This is a genomic window from Caballeronia sp. ATUFL_F2_KS9A (assembly GCF_023630765.1).
Taxonomy (GTDB): Bacteria; Pseudomonadota; Gammaproteobacteria; order Burkholderiales; family Burkholderiaceae; genus Caballeronia; species Caballeronia zhejiangensis.
This window is the reverse complement of record NZ_JALQEK010000024.1, coordinates 34,870-54,047: the sequence shown is the minus strand read 5'-3', so window position 1 is coordinate 54,047 and position 19,178 is coordinate 34,870. Positions and strand designations below refer to the sequence as shown.

Annotated in this window: 7 protein-coding genes; all 7 read left to right on the top strand. The window is 64.2% G+C overall.

From position 1 onward, the window contains the following. Positions 1-126: 126 nt before the first annotated feature. Positions 127-3,528 carry a maltotransferase domain-containing protein gene (locus NCS67_RS14035; RefSeq protein ID WP_250435461.1) on the top strand — a complete coding sequence of 1,134 codons (3,402 nt, stop codon included), beginning with the start codon at positions 127-129 and terminating at the stop codon, positions 3,526-3,528. Positions 3,529-3,559: 31 nt separating this feature from the next. After that, entirely contained in the window at positions 3,560-6,970 is a 3,411-nt protein-coding gene (treS, locus tag NCS67_RS14030) for a maltose alpha-D-glucosyltransferase (protein WP_051079077.1), read from the top strand. Then, on the top strand, positions 6,957-9,182 hold the full coding sequence (gene glgB, locus NCS67_RS14025; RefSeq protein WP_250435459.1) for a 1,4-alpha-glucan branching protein GlgB: 2,226 nt from the start codon (positions 6,957-6,959) through the stop codon (positions 9,180-9,182). The genes treS and glgB overlap by 14 nt, the downstream gene beginning before the upstream one ends. A gap of 170 nt (positions 9,183-9,352) precedes the next feature. Then, positions 9,353-11,578 (top strand): glycogen debranching protein GlgX, encoded by a 2,226-nt coding sequence (gene glgX / locus NCS67_RS14020; RefSeq protein ID WP_250435457.1) that lies wholly within the window; start codon positions 9,353-9,355, stop codon positions 11,576-11,578. 46 nt (positions 11,579-11,624) lie between these two features. After that, a complete protein-coding gene (treZ, locus tag NCS67_RS14015) occupies positions 11,625-13,523 on the top strand; it encodes a malto-oligosyltrehalose trehalohydrolase (RefSeq protein ID WP_250435456.1) in 1,899 nt (632 codons plus the stop codon). Beyond that, on the top strand, positions 13,520-15,727 hold the full coding sequence (gene malQ, locus NCS67_RS14010; RefSeq protein ID WP_250435455.1) for a 4-alpha-glucanotransferase: 2,208 nt from the start codon (positions 13,520-13,522) through the stop codon (positions 15,725-15,727). The genes treZ and malQ overlap by 4 nt, the downstream gene beginning before the upstream one ends. Further along, complete coding sequence (gene treY / locus NCS67_RS14005) at positions 15,724-18,669, top strand: malto-oligosyltrehalose synthase (RefSeq protein WP_250435454.1); 2,946 nt, start codon at positions 15,724-15,726, stop codon at positions 18,667-18,669. The genes malQ and treY overlap by 4 nt, the downstream gene beginning before the upstream one ends. Positions 18,670-19,178 lie beyond the last annotated feature (509 nt).

The window sequence follows — 19,178 nt, the reverse complement described above, 5'->3', positions numbered from 1 at the left end:
TCCGCCTGAGAGTTCGCGTGATTCGTGACGCGCGGACCAGCTCTTCAGCCAGTTTGGCCCGTGAGCGTGATCGCGATTGATGCCCGCATCCCCGCCACCGCAGGACGACTCTGGAAAAGACGAACGATGGAAAACCATCAAGCTCCTCATGCGTACGCGCCGCGTATCTACTTCATCGATCCCCTGCTCGTCGGCCCGCTCGCGAACTGGCCCGCCCAGTTCGAGCACGCGGCAGGGCTCGGCTTCGATCACGTCCTGATCGGCTCGCCGTTCACGCCCGGCAGCAACGGGCATCGCGAAGCGGTCGCCGATCATCATCGCCTGCATTCCGTCTTCGAATCCGATGGGAGCGCATCCGACGGCCTGCGCCAGCTCGCCGACGCCGCGAAAAAGCACAAGCTCACGCTGCTCGTCGATATCGTGATCGACCGCGTGAGCGCCGAAGGCGGCCTTTATCAGGACAACAAGCACTGGTTTCAGCCGTTCGAAAGCGCGGATGCGCGCCTCGATCCGCGCAAGCCGCCGCGTCAGCGCGACGTCGCGTGGGCGAATTTCGCCGATGGCGAGGCCGCGCATCATCTGACCGAATGGTGGGCGCGCGAGCTGAACCTGCTCGCCGATGCGGGCGTGGGCGGGTTTCGCTTCGATGCGCCGGACGCGGTGCCCGCGCATGTGTGGCGCAGGCTCGGCGCGGCGGTGCGCGAAAAGCATCCGGAGACGCGCTGGCTCGCGTGGACCGTCGGCGTCACGCGGCATGATCTGCACGGTCTCGCCGACGCCGGTTTCGACGCCGTGTTCGCATCGACGCGCTGGTGGGACTTCAAGAGCGCGTGGCTCTTCGACGAGCACGCGGCGCTGTCGCGCATCGCACCGCCCATCGCGTTTCCGGAAGATCCGTTCGGCGCGCGGCTCATCAGCGATCTCGCCGATACGAGCGACACCGCGCTCGTCGAACGCGCCTACACGCGCGCGCTCGACACCGCCGCCGCGCTCGGCACCGGCATCATGGTGCCGATGGGCTTCGAATACGGCGTCGCCCTGCCGATGTCGCCGCAATACGGCATCGCGGCGGAATACGAGCGTGCGAAGAGCGAGAAGCGCATCGATCTCACCGCGCGCATCCGGCGTGCGAATGAGTTGCAGCGCAACGTCGGCACGCTCGCGAGCGTCGGCGAACTGCGCGCGCTGACGGGGGCGGGCACGCCCTACGCGGCGCTGATTCGCGCGGATGGCGGCGATCTGCGCCATAGCAGCGACGCCGTGCTCGCCGTCATCAATCCCGATCTCGTCGCGCCCGTGCACGTCGATACGTTGCATCTGCTCGAATCGGTGCCGGGCAACTACACGCGCTTCGCGCTGATCGACGACACGATGGGCAAGCCCGAGCGCCTCGCGCCCTTCACGCTCAAGGCGGGCGAAGTGCGCCTGTATCGCGCGGAAGCCGAGCCGTTCATCCTGCTCGCGCAGCCGCAAGTGAAGCGCGGCGCGAAGGCCGCCGACAAGAAGTCCGTCGCCGAGGCGATCGCCGCGCCGCGCGTGTCGATCGAGAGCGTGACGCCTTCGGTCGATCACGGACGCTTTCCGGCGAAGCGTATCGTCGGCGAGGCGGTGGAGATTCAGGCAGCGATCTTCGCGGAAGGCCACGACAAAATCGCCGCCGCCGTGCAATGGCGCGCCGCCGATGAAACCGAGTGGCACGAAGTGCCGATGACCGCCGTGCAGCCCGCCGGCCTCGATCTGTGGAGCACGCGCATTCCGCTCGAACGCGTGGGCCGCCATGAATTCGTCGTGATGGCGTGGCGCGACGATTACGCGTCGCTCGTCGATCACATGCAGAAGAAGCTGAAGGCCGGTCAGACGGTGGAGCTCGAAGTCGAGGAAGCGAAGCATCTGTTCGCGCTGATCCTCGCCGAAGTCAAAACCTCCGACGATGCCGACAGCGACAGCGCGCCGCTCGAAGCGATCGTCAAGGAATTCACGAAGGCCGACGACGCGCGCAAGCTCGAACTCGTGCTCGCGAGCGCGACCGCGAAAGCCGTTGCAGCGGCGCGGCATCGTCCGTTCCTGTCGCGCGATCCGGTCGTGTACCGCATCGATTCGGAACGCGCCGCCGCGCGCTTCGCGAGCTGGTACGAGATCTTCCCGCGTTCCATGAGCGACGACGTGAATCGTCACGGCACGTTCATCGACGTGATCGGCAAGCTGCCGCGCATCCGCGAGATGGGCTTCGACGTGCTGTACTTTCCGCCGATCCATCCGATCGGCGTCGCGAACCGCAAGGGCAAGAACAACTCGCTGACCGCGCAGCCGGGCGATGTCGGCAGCCCATATGCGATCGGCGGCAAGGAAGGCGGCCACGACGCGCTGCATCCCGAACTCGGCAATCTCGACGACTTCAAGCGCATGCTCGAAGCCGCGCACGAACACGGGCTCGAGATCGCGCTCGACTTCGCGGTGCAATGCTCGCCGGATCATCCGTGGCTCAAGGAGCATCCGACGTGGTTCGCATGGCGTCCCGACGGCACGCTGCGTTATGCGGAAAATCCGCCGAAGAAGTATCAGGACATCGTGAATCCGGACTTCTACGCGCAGGACGCGAAACCCGATCTGTGGCTCGCGTTGCGCGACGTGTTCCTGCACTGGATCGCGGCGGGCGTGCGAATCTTCCGCGTCGACAATCCGCATACGAAGCCCTTCCCGTTCTGGGAATGGGTGATCGGCGACGTGCGCGCGCGCCATCCCGATGTCATCTTCCTCGCCGAAGCGTTCACGCGGCCGCGCGTGATGAACCGTCTCGCGAAGCTCGGCTTCTCGCAGTCGTACACGTACTTCACCTGGCGCGAGAGCAAGCGCGATTTTCTCGAGTACATGCACGATCTCACGCAGACCGATGCGAAGGAATTCTTCCGCCCGAACTTCTTCGTGAACACGCCGGATATCAATCCGCGCTTCCTGCAAAGCTCCGGACGGCCGGGCTTCGTGATTCGCGCGGCGCTGGCGGCCACGCTATCCGGATTGTGGGGCGTGTATAGCGGCTTCGAGCTGTGCGAATCGGCGGCGCTGCCGAACAGCGAGGAGTATCTCGACTCCGAGAAGTACGAACTGAAGGCGTGGGACTGGAACCGGCCCGGCAACATCGTCACGGAAATCACCGCGCTCAATCGCATCCGCCGCGCGAATCCCGCGTTGCAGACGCATTTGGGCGTCAACTTCCTGCCCGCGCATAACGATCACATCCTGTTCTTCGAAAAGGCGAACGCATCGCGCGACAACGTCGTGCTCGTCGCGATCAACCTCGATCCATTCAACGAGCAAGGCGCGGATATCGAACTGCCTTGGCAGACGCTCGAACGCTGGGGCGTGCATGAGTGGGACGCGATCGCGGTCGAGGATCAGGTGACGGGCGAGCAATTCGAATGGCGCGGACGGCGCCAGCATGTGCGGCTCAATCCGCATTCGCTGCCATTCGCGATCTGGCGCATATCGCCGACATGGGGTTTGCCGAAGCCGCAGCCTGACGCAGCGTGATTCATCGACGTACGAAAGCACACCAAGAACATTGGAGCGAAACGTGGATACAAGGGTGAAGCGCAACAAGAAGGCGTCGATTCTCAACGACGATCCGCTTTGGTACAAGGACGCGATCATCTATCAGGTTCACATCAAGTCTTTCTTCGATGCGAACAACGACGGCATCGGCGATTTTCCCGGCCTGCTCGCGAAGCTCGACTACATCGCGGAGCTGGGCGTCGATGCGATCTGGCTGCTGCCGTTCTATCCGTCGCCGCGCCGCGACGACGGCTACGACATCGCAGACTATCGCAACGTGCATCCGGACTACGGCACGATCGCGGACGTCAAGCGCTTCATTCAGGAAGCGCACGCGCGCGGCATACGCGTGATCACCGAACTGGTCATCAATCACACGTCGGATCAGCATCCGTGGTTTCAGCGCGCGCGTCATGCGAAGCCGGGATCGAATCATCGCAACTACTACGTGTGGTCCGACACGGACAAGAAGTACGAAGAGACGCGCATCATCTTCATCGACTCGGAACCTTCGAACTGGACGCACGATCCGGTCGCGGGCCAGTATTACTGGCATCGCTTCTACGCGCATCAGCCCGACCTGAACTTCGATAACCCGGCGGTCATCAAGGAAGTGCTCTCCGTGATGCGCTTCTGGCTCGACATGGGCATCGACGGGCTGCGGCTGGACGCGGTGCCGTATCTCGTCGAGCGCGAAGGCACGAACAACGAGAATCTGCCCGAGACGCACCAGATCCTCAAAAAGATTCGCGCCACCATCGACGCGGAGTATCCGAACCGCATGCTGCTCGCGGAAGCGAATCAGTGGCCGGAAGACGTGAAGGAATACTTCGGCGACGAAGACGAATGCCACATGGCGTTCCACTTCCCGCTGATGCCGCGCATCTATATGTCGATCGCGAGCGAGGATCGCTTTCCGATCACGGACATCATGCGGCAGACGCCGGACCTCGCCGAAACCAATCAATGGGCGATCTTCCTGCGCAATCACGATGAACTCACGCTCGAAATGGTCACCGACTCCGAGCGCGACTACTTGTGGAACACATACGCGAGCGATCGCCGCGCGCGCCTGAACCTCGGCATTCGCCGTCGTCTCGCGCCGCTGATGGAACGCGACCGGCGCCGCATCGAGCTCATCAATTCGCTGCTGCTGTCGATGCCCGGCACGCCCGTGATCTATTACGGCGACGAGCTCGGCATGGGTGACAACATCCACTTGGGCGATCGCGACGGCGTGCGCACGCCGATGCAATGGTCGTCCGACCGCAACGGCGGTTTCTCGCGCGCCGATCCCGAGCAACTCGTGCTGCCGCCCGTGATGGGCTCGCTCTACGGCTATGACGCGGTGAACGTCGAATCGCAAAGCCGCGATCCGCATTCGCTGCTGAACTGGACGCGCAAGATGCTCGCGGTGCGCCGCTCGAAGCATGCGTTCGGCCGCGGCACGATCCGCTTCTTGCGGCCCGCGAATCGCAAGATCCTCGCGTATCTGCGCGAACTCGAAGGCGAGCCGCCGATCCTGTGCGTCGCGAATCTCTCGCGTGCGCCGCAAGCGGTGGAGCTGGATCTGTCGGAATTCGACGGCTCCGTGCCGCTCGAAATGACCGCCGATTCGCCGTTCCCGGCTATCGGCAAGCTCACGTATCTGCTCACGTTCCCGCCCTACGGCTTCCTGTGGTTCCAGCTTTGCCCGGGCAACATGCGGCCCGCGTGGGCGCAGGCGCCGTCCGAGCAATTGCCCGAGTTCGTCACGATGGTGATTCGCGCCGGCCAGACCGGCCCGACGCCGGAAAACGTCCGGCTGCTCGAATCGGAAGTGCTGCCGAACTATCTGAGCAAGCGCCGCTGGTTCGCATCGAAGGATCAGAAGCTGCATGCGGTGCGCCTCGCCGCGCTGACCACGATCGAAGGCGCGGGCTTCGCGTTCACCGAGATCGAAGCCGATGTCGGCGATCATTGCGAGCGCTACGTGTTGCCGCTGTCGATCGCGTGGGGCACGGAGACGACGTCGCCGCTCTACATGCAGCTCGCGCTCGCGCGCGTGCGGCGCAACCGCAACATCGGGCATCTGACCGATGCGTTCTCGGTACCGCAATTCACCTATGGCGTGATCCGCAAGCTCAAGGAGCGCGCGGTCGTGCCGACGGTGCAAAAGAGCGAGATCCGCTTCATTCCGACCGAGCTCTTCGACACGCTCAATCTCTATCCCGCCGATCCGCCCGAGATCCGCTGGCTCGCCGCCGAACAGAGCAACAGCTCGCTCGTGATCGGCGACAAGATCGTGCTCAAGCTCGTGCGTCGCGTCGTGGGCGGCATTCACCCCGAAGCGGAAATGAGCCGCTATCTGACGCAACTCGGCTACGCGAACACCGGCCCGCTCTACGGCGAAGTCGTGCGCGTCGATCCGCAGGGCGTGCCGCATACGCTCATCATCCTGCAGGGTTACATCGACAATCAGGGCGATGCGTGGAACTACGCGCTCGACTATCTGCGCCGCACCGTCGATGAGCTCGCGGTCGCGGTCGAATCCGAAGAGCACGCGCAGGAACGCGACGCGCAGGCGGAAGGTTTAGCGGGCTACGGCAACATCGCGGGCATCATCGGCAAGCGGCTGGGCGAACTGCACGTCGCGCTCGCATCGCCGACGGAAGACGAAGCGTTCTCGCCGCAGCGCGCATCGGCCGAGGACGTCGAGGGCTGGATCGACGGCACGCTGAAGCTGCTCGAATCGGCGCTCGACATCCTCGCGCAGAAGATCGGCGAATTCAACGAGCACGACCGTTTCCTCGCGCAAAGCCTGCTCGACCGGCGCGAACTGCTCGTCGATACGGTCAAGAAGCTCGTCGCGCCCGATGCCGATGCGTTGTGCATCCGCATCCACGGCGATTTCCACCTGGGCCAGGTGCTGATGGCGCAAGGCGATGCGTATCTCATCGACTTCGAAGGCGAGCCCGCGCGACCGCTCGACGAACGCCGCAAAAAGACGAGTCCGCTGCGCGACGTCGCGGGCCTGTTGCGTTCGCTGTCGTATGCGAGCGCGGCAGCGCAATCGACGACGGAAAACGCGCCCGCGCAGACGGCGGATCGCAAGCGGGCGCTCTTCGAACGCCTGCGCGCGTTCGCCGAGGAGAGCTTTTTGCGGGAGTACACCGGGGCGATCGCCACGTCGCCCGAAACGATCGCGGCCGAAGACGTGTTTCAGCCGTTGCTCGATCTTTTCCTGATCGAGAAGGCCGCTTACGAAATCCGCTACGAAGCAGCGAACCGGCCGACCTGGATCGGCCTTCCGTTGCGGGGTCTCGCGTCGCTCGCGAGCCGCCTGCTGGGAGACACGGGCGAGCCGCCCGCTCCGGGCACGCGACCCGTATTCGGAGCCAACAAGGACAATCCGGATGGAACTCACCATGAACACTCGTAGCGATCCGGCGGATACCAGGAACCCGGCGCACGGCCTCAATCCGCTCGATATCGACGCACTCGTCGAGGCCCGGCATCCCGATGCCTTCTCGATGCTCGGCCTGCACGAAACCGATCTGGGGCACGTCGTGCGCGTGTTCCTGCCGGGCGCATCGTCAGTGAGCGTCGCGGATGCGGGCAACGGCGAGCATCTCGGCTCGCTCGCGCGCATCCACGATGCGGGGCTTTACGCGGGCTTCGTCACGAGGCCGGCGGCGTATCGCCTGAAGATCGACTGGCACGGCACGCCGCAGGAAACGCACGACACGTATTCGTTCGGCCCTGTGCTTAACGACGAATGGCTCGACCGTCTCTCGCAAGCCGATCCGTATGCGGTGCTCGAATGCCTCGGCTCGCGGCCCATCACGCATGGCGGCGTCGCGGGCGTGCGCTTCGCGGTGTGGGCGCCGAATGCGCGGCGCGTCTCGGTGGTCGGCGACTTCAACACATGGGATGGGCGGCGCCATCCGATGCGCCTGCGTCACAACGCGGGCGTGTGGGAGCTGTTCATTCCGGGCATCGGCGCGGGCACGCGTTACAAGTACGAGATCGTCACGCGCGACGGTCATACGCTGCCGCTCAAGGCCGATCCGTGCGCGATGCAGAGCGAGAAGCCGCCGTCGACGGCATCGGTCGTCGCGGATGCCGATGCGATCGATCATTACGCATGGACCGACGCCGAGTGGATGAACACGCGCGGCGGCAAGCAGACGCCGCAATCGCCGATCACCATATACGAGGCGCATGCCGAGTCGTGGCTGCGCGTGCCGGAGGAAGACAATCGCGGCATGAACTGGCACGAGCTGGCCGAGCGTCTGATTCCGTATGCGAAGGGCATGGGCTTCACGCACCTCGAATTCATGCCGATCGCGGAGCATCCGTTCGGCGGTTCGTGGGGTTATCAGCCGCTCGGGCAGTTCGCGCCGTCCGCGCGCTTCGGCACGCCGGAGCAGTTCGCGGAGTTCGTGAATCGCGCGCACGAGGCGGGGCTCGGCGTCATCATCGACTGGGTGCCGGCGCATTTTCCGAACGACGCGCACGGTCTCGTGCAGTTCGACGGCACGCCTTTGTACGAGCACGCGGACCCGCGCGAGGGTTATCACCAGGACTGGAACACGATGATCTACAACCTCGGCCGCAACGAGGTGAGCGCGTTCCTGATCGCATCGGGGCTGGCGTGGCTGAAGCGCTATCACGTCGATGGCTTGCGTGTCGATGCGGTTGCGTCGATGCTGTATCGCGACTATTCGCGCAAGGCCGGCGAGTGGGTGCCGAACATTTACGGCGGGCGAGAGAATCTCGAATCGATTGCGTTCCTGAAGCGGCTGAATCATGAAGTGCGGCAGATTCCGGGCGCGATCACGGTTGCGGAGGAATCGACTGCATGGCCGGGCGTGACGGCAAATGTCGAGAGCGGCGGACTCGGCTTCGACTTCAAGTGGAACATGGGCTGGATGCACGACACGCTGCACTACATGCAGGAAGATCCGGTGTATCGGCAGTATCACCATCATCTGTACACGTTCGGGATGGTGTATGCGTATTCCGAGCGCTTCGTCTTGCCTTTGTCGCACGATGAAGTCGTGCATGGCAAGGGGTCTTTGATCAACAAGATGCCGGGCGACCGATGGCAGAAGTTCGCCAATCTGCGCGCTTACTTTGGCTTCATGTGGACGCATCCGGGCAAGAAGCTGTTGTTCATGGGCGGAGAGTTCGGCCAGTTCGCGGAGTTCAATCACGATGAATCGCCGCATTGGCATCTGCTCGATGATTCGATGCATGGCGGGTTGCAGAAGCTCGTGCGCGATCTGAATCATCTCTATACGAGCGAGCCGGCGTTGCACAAGCTGGATAGCGATTCGCGCGGCTTCGAATGGCTCGTCGGGGATGACAACGCGAATAGCGTTTATGCGTATCGGCGTACGGATGCCGAAGGGCGCGATGTCGTCGTGGTGTGCAATATGACGCCGGTGCCTCGTCTGGCTTATCGGATCGGGTTGCCGCGGCGCGGGCGGTGGAGCGAAGTGTTCAACTCCGATGCTTCCATTTATGGTGGGTCGAATATGGGGAATGGCGGGGTGATTCATACGGACGACTATCCGAGTCATGGGAGGGAGCAGTCGGCGGCGTTGACATTACCGCCGTTGGCAACCATCGTGTTGCGGGCCGATTGATGGTTTTTTTTCGCCGGATCCCGTAATCGCGTCGGTCTATCAGCGTTGCCCCGCACAGGGGCAGTGCTGATAGACCACTAAGAAACCGGGATTCCATAGAAGCGCAAGCAATACGAAGAGCAAGAGCAGGAAACAGCAAAGGCAGAAAAACCCCAAAAGGATGCGCCAACATGGCAAATGCACTCCCCGACAAGTTGCTCCCGGGCGCGCCCTACCCGCTCGGAGCCAACTGGGACGGTCTGGGCGTCAACTTCGCGGTGTTCTCATCGAATGCTCATCGCATCGAGGTATGTCTCTTCGACAGCACCGGCCGCAAGGAACTGATGCGCTTCGACCTGCCCGAGTGCACCGACGAAATCTGGCACGGCTATCTCCCCGGCGCGCACCCCGGCACCGTCTACGGCTTTCGCGCGCATGGCCCGTATCAGCCGCAGCAAGGTCATCGCTTCAATCCGCACAAGCTGCTGCTCGATCCCTACGCGAAAAAGCTCGTCGGCCCCTGGCGATGGTCCGACGCCCTCTTCGGCTATCGCGTGCATTCGAATCGCCTCGACATGTCGATGGATCGCCGCGACTCCGCACCCGCGATGCCCAAATGCATCGTCACCGACGACGCCTTCGACTGGTCGCGCGACGTGCGCCCCGACACGCCCTGGGGCGAAACCATCGTCTACGAAACGCACGTGCGCGGTGCATCGATGATGCGCCACGACATCCGCCAGCACGAACGCGGCACCTTCGCCGCGCTATCGTCGCCTTGGTTCATCGAGCACTTGCAGAAGCTCGGCATCACCGCCGTCGAATTTCTTCCGGTGCACGCGTTTCTCAACGACCGCTTTCTCGTCGAACGCAGTCTCAGGAATTACTGGGGCTACAACACCGCCGCGTTCTTCGCGCCCGAGCCTTCCTATCTGTCGACGCATCGGCTCAACGAAATGCGTATCGCCGTACGTCAACTGCACGCGGCGGGCATCGAAGTGATTCTCGACGTCGTCTATAACCACACTTGCGAAGGCAACGAACTCGGCCCGACCGTCTCGTGGCGCGGCCTCGACAACGCAAGCTACTACCGCCTCATTCCCGGCGACGAACGTCACTACATCAACGAAACCGGCTGCGGCAATACGGTGAATCTGTCGCATCCGCGCGTCTTGCAGATGGTGATGGACTCGCTGCGCTACTGGTGCACGGCGTTCAACATCGACGGCTTCCGCTTCGATCTCGGCGTCACGCTCGGCCGCGAAGGCCACGGCTTCGATCCCGGCTCGGGCTTCTTCGATGCCGTGCGCCAGGATCCCGTTCTCTCCACGCGCAAGCTCATCTCCGAGCCGTGGGATATCGGGCCGGACGGCTATCAGGTCGGCAATCATCCGCCGGGATTCGCGGAATGGAACGACAAGTATCGCGATGGCGTCCGGCGTTTCTGGCGCGGCGATGCCGGCATGCGCCCCGATCTCGCCGCGCGTCTCACCGGCTCGGCGGAACTTTTCAACCGGCGCTTCAGGAAACCATGGGCGTCGGTGAACTTCGTCGCGTCGCACGACGGCTTCACGCTTGCGGACGTCACCGCGTATTCGCACAAGCACAACGAAGCGAATCAGGAAGGCAACAACGACGGCCACAACGAGAATTGCAGCGCGAACTGGGGCATCGAAGGTCCGACCGACGATCCCGCGATTCTCGAAGTGCGCGCGCGTCTCGCCCGCTCGATGATCGCGACGACGCTGCTCTCGCTCGGCACGCCGATGCTTCTCGGCGGCGACGAATTCGGCCGCACGCAGCAGGGCAACAACAATGCCTATTGCCAGGACAACGAGATTTCGTGGATCGACTGGGACGCGGCGCAAAGGCCCGCTGGCGTCGAGATGACGGAGTTCGTCGCGAAAGTTATTGCACTGCGCAAAAACTACCCGGTGTTGCGCGAAACGCGCTTCCTTTACGGCGACCGCGAAGTGCTGCCGGGACTCTACGATGTCAGTTGGTTCGATGAACGCGGCAACGCGCTCGCGATCGAAGCATGGCAGGACCCGGAAGGCCGCGCGCTCACGCTGCGGCGCGCGGGCCCGGGCGTCGACGGTGAAATCGACGTGCTGCTGCTCATGTTCAATGCATCGTCGCAAACGCTCGTGTTCACACCGCCCGCGCCGCACTTGGAATGGAACGTGCTCTTGGATAGCGCGGAGCCCGATTCGGTGACGCGGCCTCTCGTCGGCAGCGAGTTGGAAGTGGCCGCGCACAGCGTCGTGGTGATGCTGGCCGAGCCGACCGGCGATGCCGACTGGCAAGCGGTCTGGATGGCGGGCGCGCATCAGGGGCCGCGTCTTCTGACGGCATTGCCGCCCGATCCGGGCACGATGCCCTCGCATCGCGATTCCGAGATCGATTCGCCTCACTGACGCACAACCCATACGCAGTCCACCGCATCATTAGAGGCAGGAAATCATGTCCGAACGTCCGATCGATCCGCACAAGCATCAATATGCGTATTGCCTTCCTTTCGGCGCTCATCTGACGGGCGCCGCACGCGACAATCCGCGCACGCGCTTTCGTTTCTGGGCGCCATCGCGCGATGCCGTGCAAGTGGAAATCCTGCGCGCGGGCGGCACGCCCGAACGCGTCGACATGCAGCCGACCGGCGACGGTTGGTTCGAAGCCGAAGCCGATGGCGGCGCGGGCACGCTGTATCGCTATCGGCTCGACGAGGACCTCGCCGTGCCCGATCCCGCCTCGCGCTATCAGCCGCAGGACGTGCATGGACCGAGCGAAGTCATCGACCCGCGCGCGTATCGATGGACGCACACGAACTGGCACGGCCGGCCGTGGGAAGAAACCGTGCTTTACGAACTGCACGTCGGCGCGATGGGCGGTTTCGCGGGCGTCACCGCGCGCCTGCCCGAACTCGCGCAACTCGGCGTGACGGCCATCGAGCTGATGCCGCTCAACGATTTCTCCGGCACGCGCAACTGGGGCTACGACGGCGTGTTGCCCTACGCGCCTGACTCGGCGTATGGCCGTCCCGAAGATCTGAAGAGACTCGTCGACACCGCGCACGGTCTCGGCCTGATGGTCTTTCTCGATGTCGTCTACAACCACTTCGGACCGGACGGCAATTATCTGCACGCGTATGCGAAAACCTTCTTCCGCGAAGGCGTGAACACGCCGTGGGGCCCGGCGATCGACTTCGAGCGCCCGCAAGTGCGCGACTTTTTCTTCGACAATGCCCTGTACTGGCTCAACGAATATCGTTTCGATGGCCTGCGCCTCGACGCGGTGCACGCGATCAACGATGACGAATGGCTGCGCGAACTGGCGCATCGCATCCGCAGTTCCGTCGAGGCGGGGCGTCATGTGCATCTCGTGCTCGAGAACGAGCACAACACGGCGAATCTGCTGGAAACGCATTTCGACGCGCAATGGAACGACGACGCGCACAACACGCTGCACGTTCTGCTGACCGGCGAGGACGAGAGCTACTACGGCGCGTATTCCGACAAGCCGATCGAAAAGCTCGCGCGCATTCTCAGCGAAGGTTTCGCGTATCAGGGCGATCCGTCGCCGATTCATGACGGCAAGCCGCGCGGCGAACCGAGCGCGCATCTGCCGCCCACGCGCTTCGTCGCGTTCCTGCAGAACCACGATCAGATCGGCAATCGCGCGATGGGCGATCGCCTGCGCGCATTGACCGACGACGAATCGCTCTTCGCCGCAACCGGCCTTCTGCTGCTTTCGCCGCAGATTCCGCTGCTTTTCATGGAAGAGCAACACGGATCGAGGCAGCCGTTCCTCTTCTTCACCGACTATCACGATCAACTCGCCGATGCGGTGCGCGAAGGCCGTCGCAAGGAATTCGCGAAGTTCTCCGCATTCACCGACGAAAAGCGCCGCGCGCAGATTCCCGATCCGAACGACGAGAAAACGTTCGACATGTCCTCGCCGAAGATCAGCGACAAGCAGGACGAAGAAGACCGGCTCGAATGGCTGCACTTCTATCGATCGGCGTTGACGGTGCGCGCGAAGCTCATCACGCCGCGTCTGAAGGGCGCCAAAGCGCTCGGCGCGGACGTGCTCGGCGACAAGGCGCTCGTCGCGCGCTGGAAGCTCGGCGACGGCGAAACGCTCTCCATCGCGCTCAATCTCGGCGACGCGGCTGTCGCGCTCGACAAGCAGCCGCCAGGCAAGATCATCTTCGAGACGCCGGCGCGCGCGCAGGATCGCGTGCGTAACGGCGAACTCGGCGCTCGCACGTTCCTCGCGTGGATCACCGGCGAAGTGAACGAATATGCGATTGCGCACGACGCGCGCCGCTTCGAACCGGCATCCGCGGAAGGAAAAGTCTCGTGAACGCCGCCGCGACGAAAACGACCCAGACGGGCGCCACGCGTTCCGTGAGCAGCATCGAGGCGCTCGCGGAGCGCGCGGGCTTCGAGATCGAATGGCAGGACGCGCACAAGAACACGCAGCGCGTGCCTGAAACGACGCTGCGCATTCTGCTCGAAAAGCTCGGCCTGCCGTGTGGCAACGCCGCGCAGATCAAGCAGAGCATGAACGCCGTCGATGCCGAAATGAGCGGCCGCAAGCTGCCGCCGCTCATCACGGCCGAAGTGGATCGCGGCATCGCGCTGCCGGTGTCGGCGGCGAAACAGGGCGCGCGCTATCGCATCGAACTCGAAAGCGGCGAAGTGATCGACGGGCGCTTCACGTCGCCGAAGGGCGAGACCGCGCTGCTCTCGCCGATCGCGGAGCCGGGCTATCACACGCTCGTCATCAACGACCATCGCACGACGCTCGCGGTCGCGCCCGCGCGCTGCTACACCATCGACGATGCGTGGCGCACGCTGCACGAAGATGCGGCGAAGGCGCCGCCGCTGTGGGGCGTCGCGGCGCAAGTGTATGGCTTGCGGCGTGACGGCGACGGCGGCATCGGCGATTTCACCGCGCTCGCATCGCTCGCGACGCAAACTGCGAAGCGCGGCGGACATGCCGTCGCGATCAGCCCGATGCACGCGATGTTCAGCGCCGAGCCGAACAAGTTCAGCCCGTATTCGCCGTCGTCGCGGCTCTTTCTCAACATCGCGCACGTCGATCCTGCCGCGGTGCTCGGTGCGCCTGCCGCGCGCGCCGCGATCGACAAAGCGGGCGTCGCGAAGGAACTCGCCGAACTCGAAGGACTGACGCTGATCGACTGGCCGCGCGCATCGAAAGCGCGCCTCGCGATTCTGCGCGCCCTCTTCGACGCGTTTTCCGAAGATCGCGATTCGCCCTTCGCGAAAGACTTCGCCGCATTCGTCGAGGAAGGCGGACGTCCGCTCGAAGACCATGCGCGCTTCGAAGCGCTGCAGGCCGCGCAGATCGCGCAAAACGGCGAAGGTCACTGGCGCAACTGGCCCGAAGCGTTGCGCGATCCGCGCAGCGACGCGGTGACGGAATTCGCCGATGCGCATCGCCGCGAGGTCGATTTTTATCTCTTCACGCAATGGCTTGCCGCGAAGGGACTCCTGCACGCACAACACGCCGCGCGCGATGCGGGCATGGCGGTCGGGCTCGTCGCGGATCTCGCCGTCGGTTGCGACAGCGCGGGCAGCCACGCATGGTCGTATCGCGATGAAATGCTGACGGGCGTGTCGGTCGGCGCGCCGCCGGATCTGTTCAACCAGGCCGGGCAATCGTGGGGACTCACGACGTTCTCGCCGCGCGCGATGCGTACGCAAGGCTTCGCCGCGTTCATCGACATGCTGCGTTGCGCGTTCAAATGCGCGGGCGGCATCCGCATCGATCACATACTCGGCTTGCGCCGGCTGTGGCTCGTGCCCGAAGGCGAAAGCGCGAAGGACGGCGCGTATCTGCGCTATCCGCTCGAGGACATGCTGCGGCTGATCGCGCTCGAATCGTGGCGGCATCGCGCGATCGTCGTCGGCGAGGATCTCGGCACCGTGCCGCCCGGCTTTACCGAGCGCTTGCAGGAGCACGGCTTGCTTGGCATTCGTGTGCTGTGGTTCGAGCGCGAAGTGGACGGGCCGGGCTTCAAACCGCCGCGCGAATGGGACAGCGGCGTCACCGCGACGACGACGACGCACGATCTGCCGACCGTCACCGGATGGTGGCGCGGCGAGGACATCGTGTGGCGCTCGAAGATCGGCCAGACGATGGCGCGCGCCGATGGCCGCGACGCCGTCGAAGCCGCGCTCGAGGAACGCGGCGAAGATCGCGCGCATCTGTGGCGCGCGTTTCAGGACGCGGGCATCGCACCGGATGACGTGGAGGCGCCCGATATCGACAATGCGCCCGTCGACGAGGCGCTCGCCTTCGTCGCCGCGACGCCCGCGCCGCTCGTCACCTATCCGCTCGAAGATTTGCTCGCGCTCGTGGAGCAGCCGAATCTGCCCGGCTCCATCGACGAGCATCCGAACTGGAGAAGGCGCATCACGCGGCCCGTCGACGAACTGTTTCTCGACGATGCCTTCGCCGATCGCCTGCTCGCCGTCGATGCCGCGCGCAAGCGTTCCGCGCAACCGAACGAACCCAAATCGAAACCCGAATCACCATGACCGTACCGCGTTCCACGCTCAGGCTTCAGCTTCACAAGGGCTTCACTTTCGACGATGCCGCCGCGCTCGTGGACTACTTCGCGCTGCTCGGCGTGAGTCACGCGTACGTCTCGCCGATCACGACCGCGACCGCCGGCTCCACGCACGGCTACGACGTCGTGGACTACACGGCGGTCAATCCCGAACTGGGCGGCGAGGACGGCCTGCGGCGCTTCGTCGAGAAGCTGCGCGCGCACGAGATGGGACTGATCGTCGATATCGTGCCGAATCACATGGGCGTGGGCGGCTCGGAGAACGCGTGGTGGCAGGACATCCTCGAATGGGGACGGCATGCCGCGCATGCGCGCTTCTTCGACGTCGACTGGCATTCGCCCGATCCCGCCTTGCGCGGCAAGGTGCTCGCGCCGTTTCTCGGCGCGTCTTACGGCGACGAGTTGCAGGGCGGCAAGATCAAGCTCGCGTATCGCGCGGATGAAGGGCGCTTCGTCATCGAGTATTACTCGAACGTGTTTCCAGTCTGTCCGGTCGATTACCCCGCCGTGTTCCAGGAAGCGCCCGAGCTCGCGCAACGCTTCGTCGGCCTGACGACGCAGCCCGCCGATCAGCCGCGCGCCGCCGATGCGCGCACCGCGCTCATCACCATCGCGCAGACGGAAGGCGGCCAGGCCGCGATCGAGGCGATTCTCGCGGCGCACTCGCCAGATACGTCGGCGGGTCGCGACCGGCTGCATCGGCTGCTGGAGCGCCAGCATTATCGGCTGGCATGGTGGCGCACCGCCGCGGACGAAGTGAACTGGCGGCGTTTCTTCGATGTGAGCACGCTCGGCGGCGTGCGCGTCGAGCGGCCTGAAGTGTTCGAGGCATCGCATGCGCTCGTGTTCCGGCTCTTCACCGAAGGCCTGATCGATGGTGTGCGCGTCGATCACGTCGATGGTCTCGCCGAACCGCGCGAGTATTGCCAGCGCCTGCGCGCGCGGCTCGAAGAGTTGGCGGCGGAACGGCCCGAGGCGTTGCGGCATGGCAATGGGCGCACGTATTTCGTCGTCGAAAAGATTCTTGCGCGCGGCGAGCCGTTGCGCCGCGACTGGCAGGTCGATGGCACGACCGGTTACGACTTCATGAACGATGTCGGCGCGCTGCTGCACGATCCGGCGGGCGCGGAGCCGCTTGCCGCGCTTTGGGCCGAGATCACGGGCAAGAGCGCATGCTTCGCCGACGAAGCGCTCGCCGCGCGCCGCAAGATCCTCGCGGAGAATCTTGCGGCGGAACTGGATCGCGTGACGCGCGCGCTGCATCGCATTGCACGCGATGCGCAGACCACGCGCGATTTCACATTCACGTCGATACGGCGCGCGGTCGCGGAACTCGTCGTGCAGTTTCCGGTGTATCGCATCTATCCCGTGGGCGGCGTGCGCAGCCCCGATGACGAGCACTTTTTCGCGCAGGCGCTCGAAGCCGCGCGCGCGGTGCTCGCGCGTGCGGACCATGTGGTGCTGGATCAGGTCGCGCAATGGCTCGGCGGCAAGCTGCCCGATGAACTGCCGCAGCCCGAGCGTGGCGAACGCAACGACCGCCCCGAACGCGGCCGGGATCGCGCGGCGGAGCGCAATCGCGAGCGTGAGCGCGATCGCAATCAGGCGCAGGCGGGGCCGAATCCCCCGTCGTCGAGCGGCTCGCAGCGTCGCGCGGCGCAGACGCTGTTCTCGCAGCTGACATCGCCCGTGGCGGCGAAGGCGGTCGAGGATACGGCGTGTTATCGCTACGGACGGCTGATTTCGCGCAACGAAGTGGGCGCCGATCCGGGCGAGTTCGCGTTGTCCGTCGATGCGTTTCACGCGGGCAATCGCGAACGCCTCGATGCGTTTCCGCACGCGATGCTTTGCACGGCGACGCACGATCACAAGCGTGGCGAGGACGTGCGCGCGCGCATCGCTGCATTGAGCGAAATTCCCGACGAATGGGCCGCGACGCTCAGGCAATGGTCGACGTTGAACACACCATTGCGACGCGGCCCGAGCGGCGGACATGGCGAAACCACCGGTATCGACGACTGGGCGCCGGGGCCGGCGGCGGAAGCGATGCTGTATCAGACGCTCGTCGGATGCTGGCCGACCACACTCGCGCCCGATGACGAAGCGGGCGTTCGCGAACTCGCCGAACGTGTCGCCGGATGGCAACTGAAGGCGCTGCGCGAGTCGAAGACGCGCACGAGCTGGTTTGCACCCGACGAAGCGTATGAGAACGCGTGCAGGGACTTTCTGTTCGATATCGTCGCGCCGCAGCGCCGCGATGGCTTTCTGCGTGAGTTATCGGCGTTCGTCACGCGGCTCGGACCGCTCGGCGCGATCAACAGCTTTCAGCAAACGCTTTTGCGGCTCACGTCGCCGGGCGTGCCGGACCTTTATCAGGGCACGGAGTTGTGGGATTTCAGTCTTGTCGATCCGGACAATCGTCGGCCTGTCGATTATGAGTTGCGTCGCAAGTGGCTTCTCGAGATCGAAGAGCAAGGGCCGCCTTCGGAGCAATTGGCGAACTGGCGCGATGGGCGCGTCAAGCTTGCAATCGTGCGGCGAGCTTTGGCATTGCGCAAGCATTGCGAGTCGTTGTTTGCGCAGGGCGAGTATTTGCCGCTCGAGGTCGAGGGCGAGCATGCGGGGCGCGTGATTGCGTATGCGCGGCATGCGGGGAGCGCGTTTGCTGTCGTTGTTGCGACGCGGCTTGCAGCGCCGCTGCTGGACGTCGGGCGCGACGTGCCGCTTGTCGAGGCCGGGCGTTGGGGCGATACCGCCATCGTGTTGCCAGAAGCGCTGCATTCAAGGGCTTTGTTTGACTGGCTCAGTCCTAATGCGCCTAAAGCCGATGGGGCGAGGTTGTTTTTGCGCGATGCGCTTGGGGTTATGCCGGTGGCTTTGCTTGTTGAGGAAGGGGTGCCTAAGGCTTAGGTTTCTGCTTTTCGCTTTCGCTTGTTGCTTTCGCTTTTTCTTTTGCTTTCGCTCTTGCTTTCGCTTGTCGCCGGATCCCGGTTTCGCGTCGGTCTATTAGCACTGCCCCTGTGCGGGGCGGCACTCACTTTCTTTGCTGCTGCAAAGAAAGTAAGCAAAGAAAGCAGCTCGTTAAGCCCGCGGTCACACGCAATTTGGGTAGTCCTCTCGTCCACGGTGGCACTCGCCTAAAGAGTGCCCTCATCACAATAACGGGGCTTGGATCGCGCGCGGTCCGCCGCCCGAAAACGCTGAGGACACTGGTTCAGCACGAAATGGCTTCGGCACAGCGCTACGCGCTGCCGCCAGGTATGCAAGGGAAACCAACGTGCGGCACTTGCGGTGAGATGGAGACGTTAGTAGACAAGCACATGCATCCCCGATTGACCCATCGGCCGCGAAGCGGGCCGGAGCTATTTGGTGCTGAACCACCTCGTTGTGTGGTGCGATGTGACAGACCGTGCGCGAGC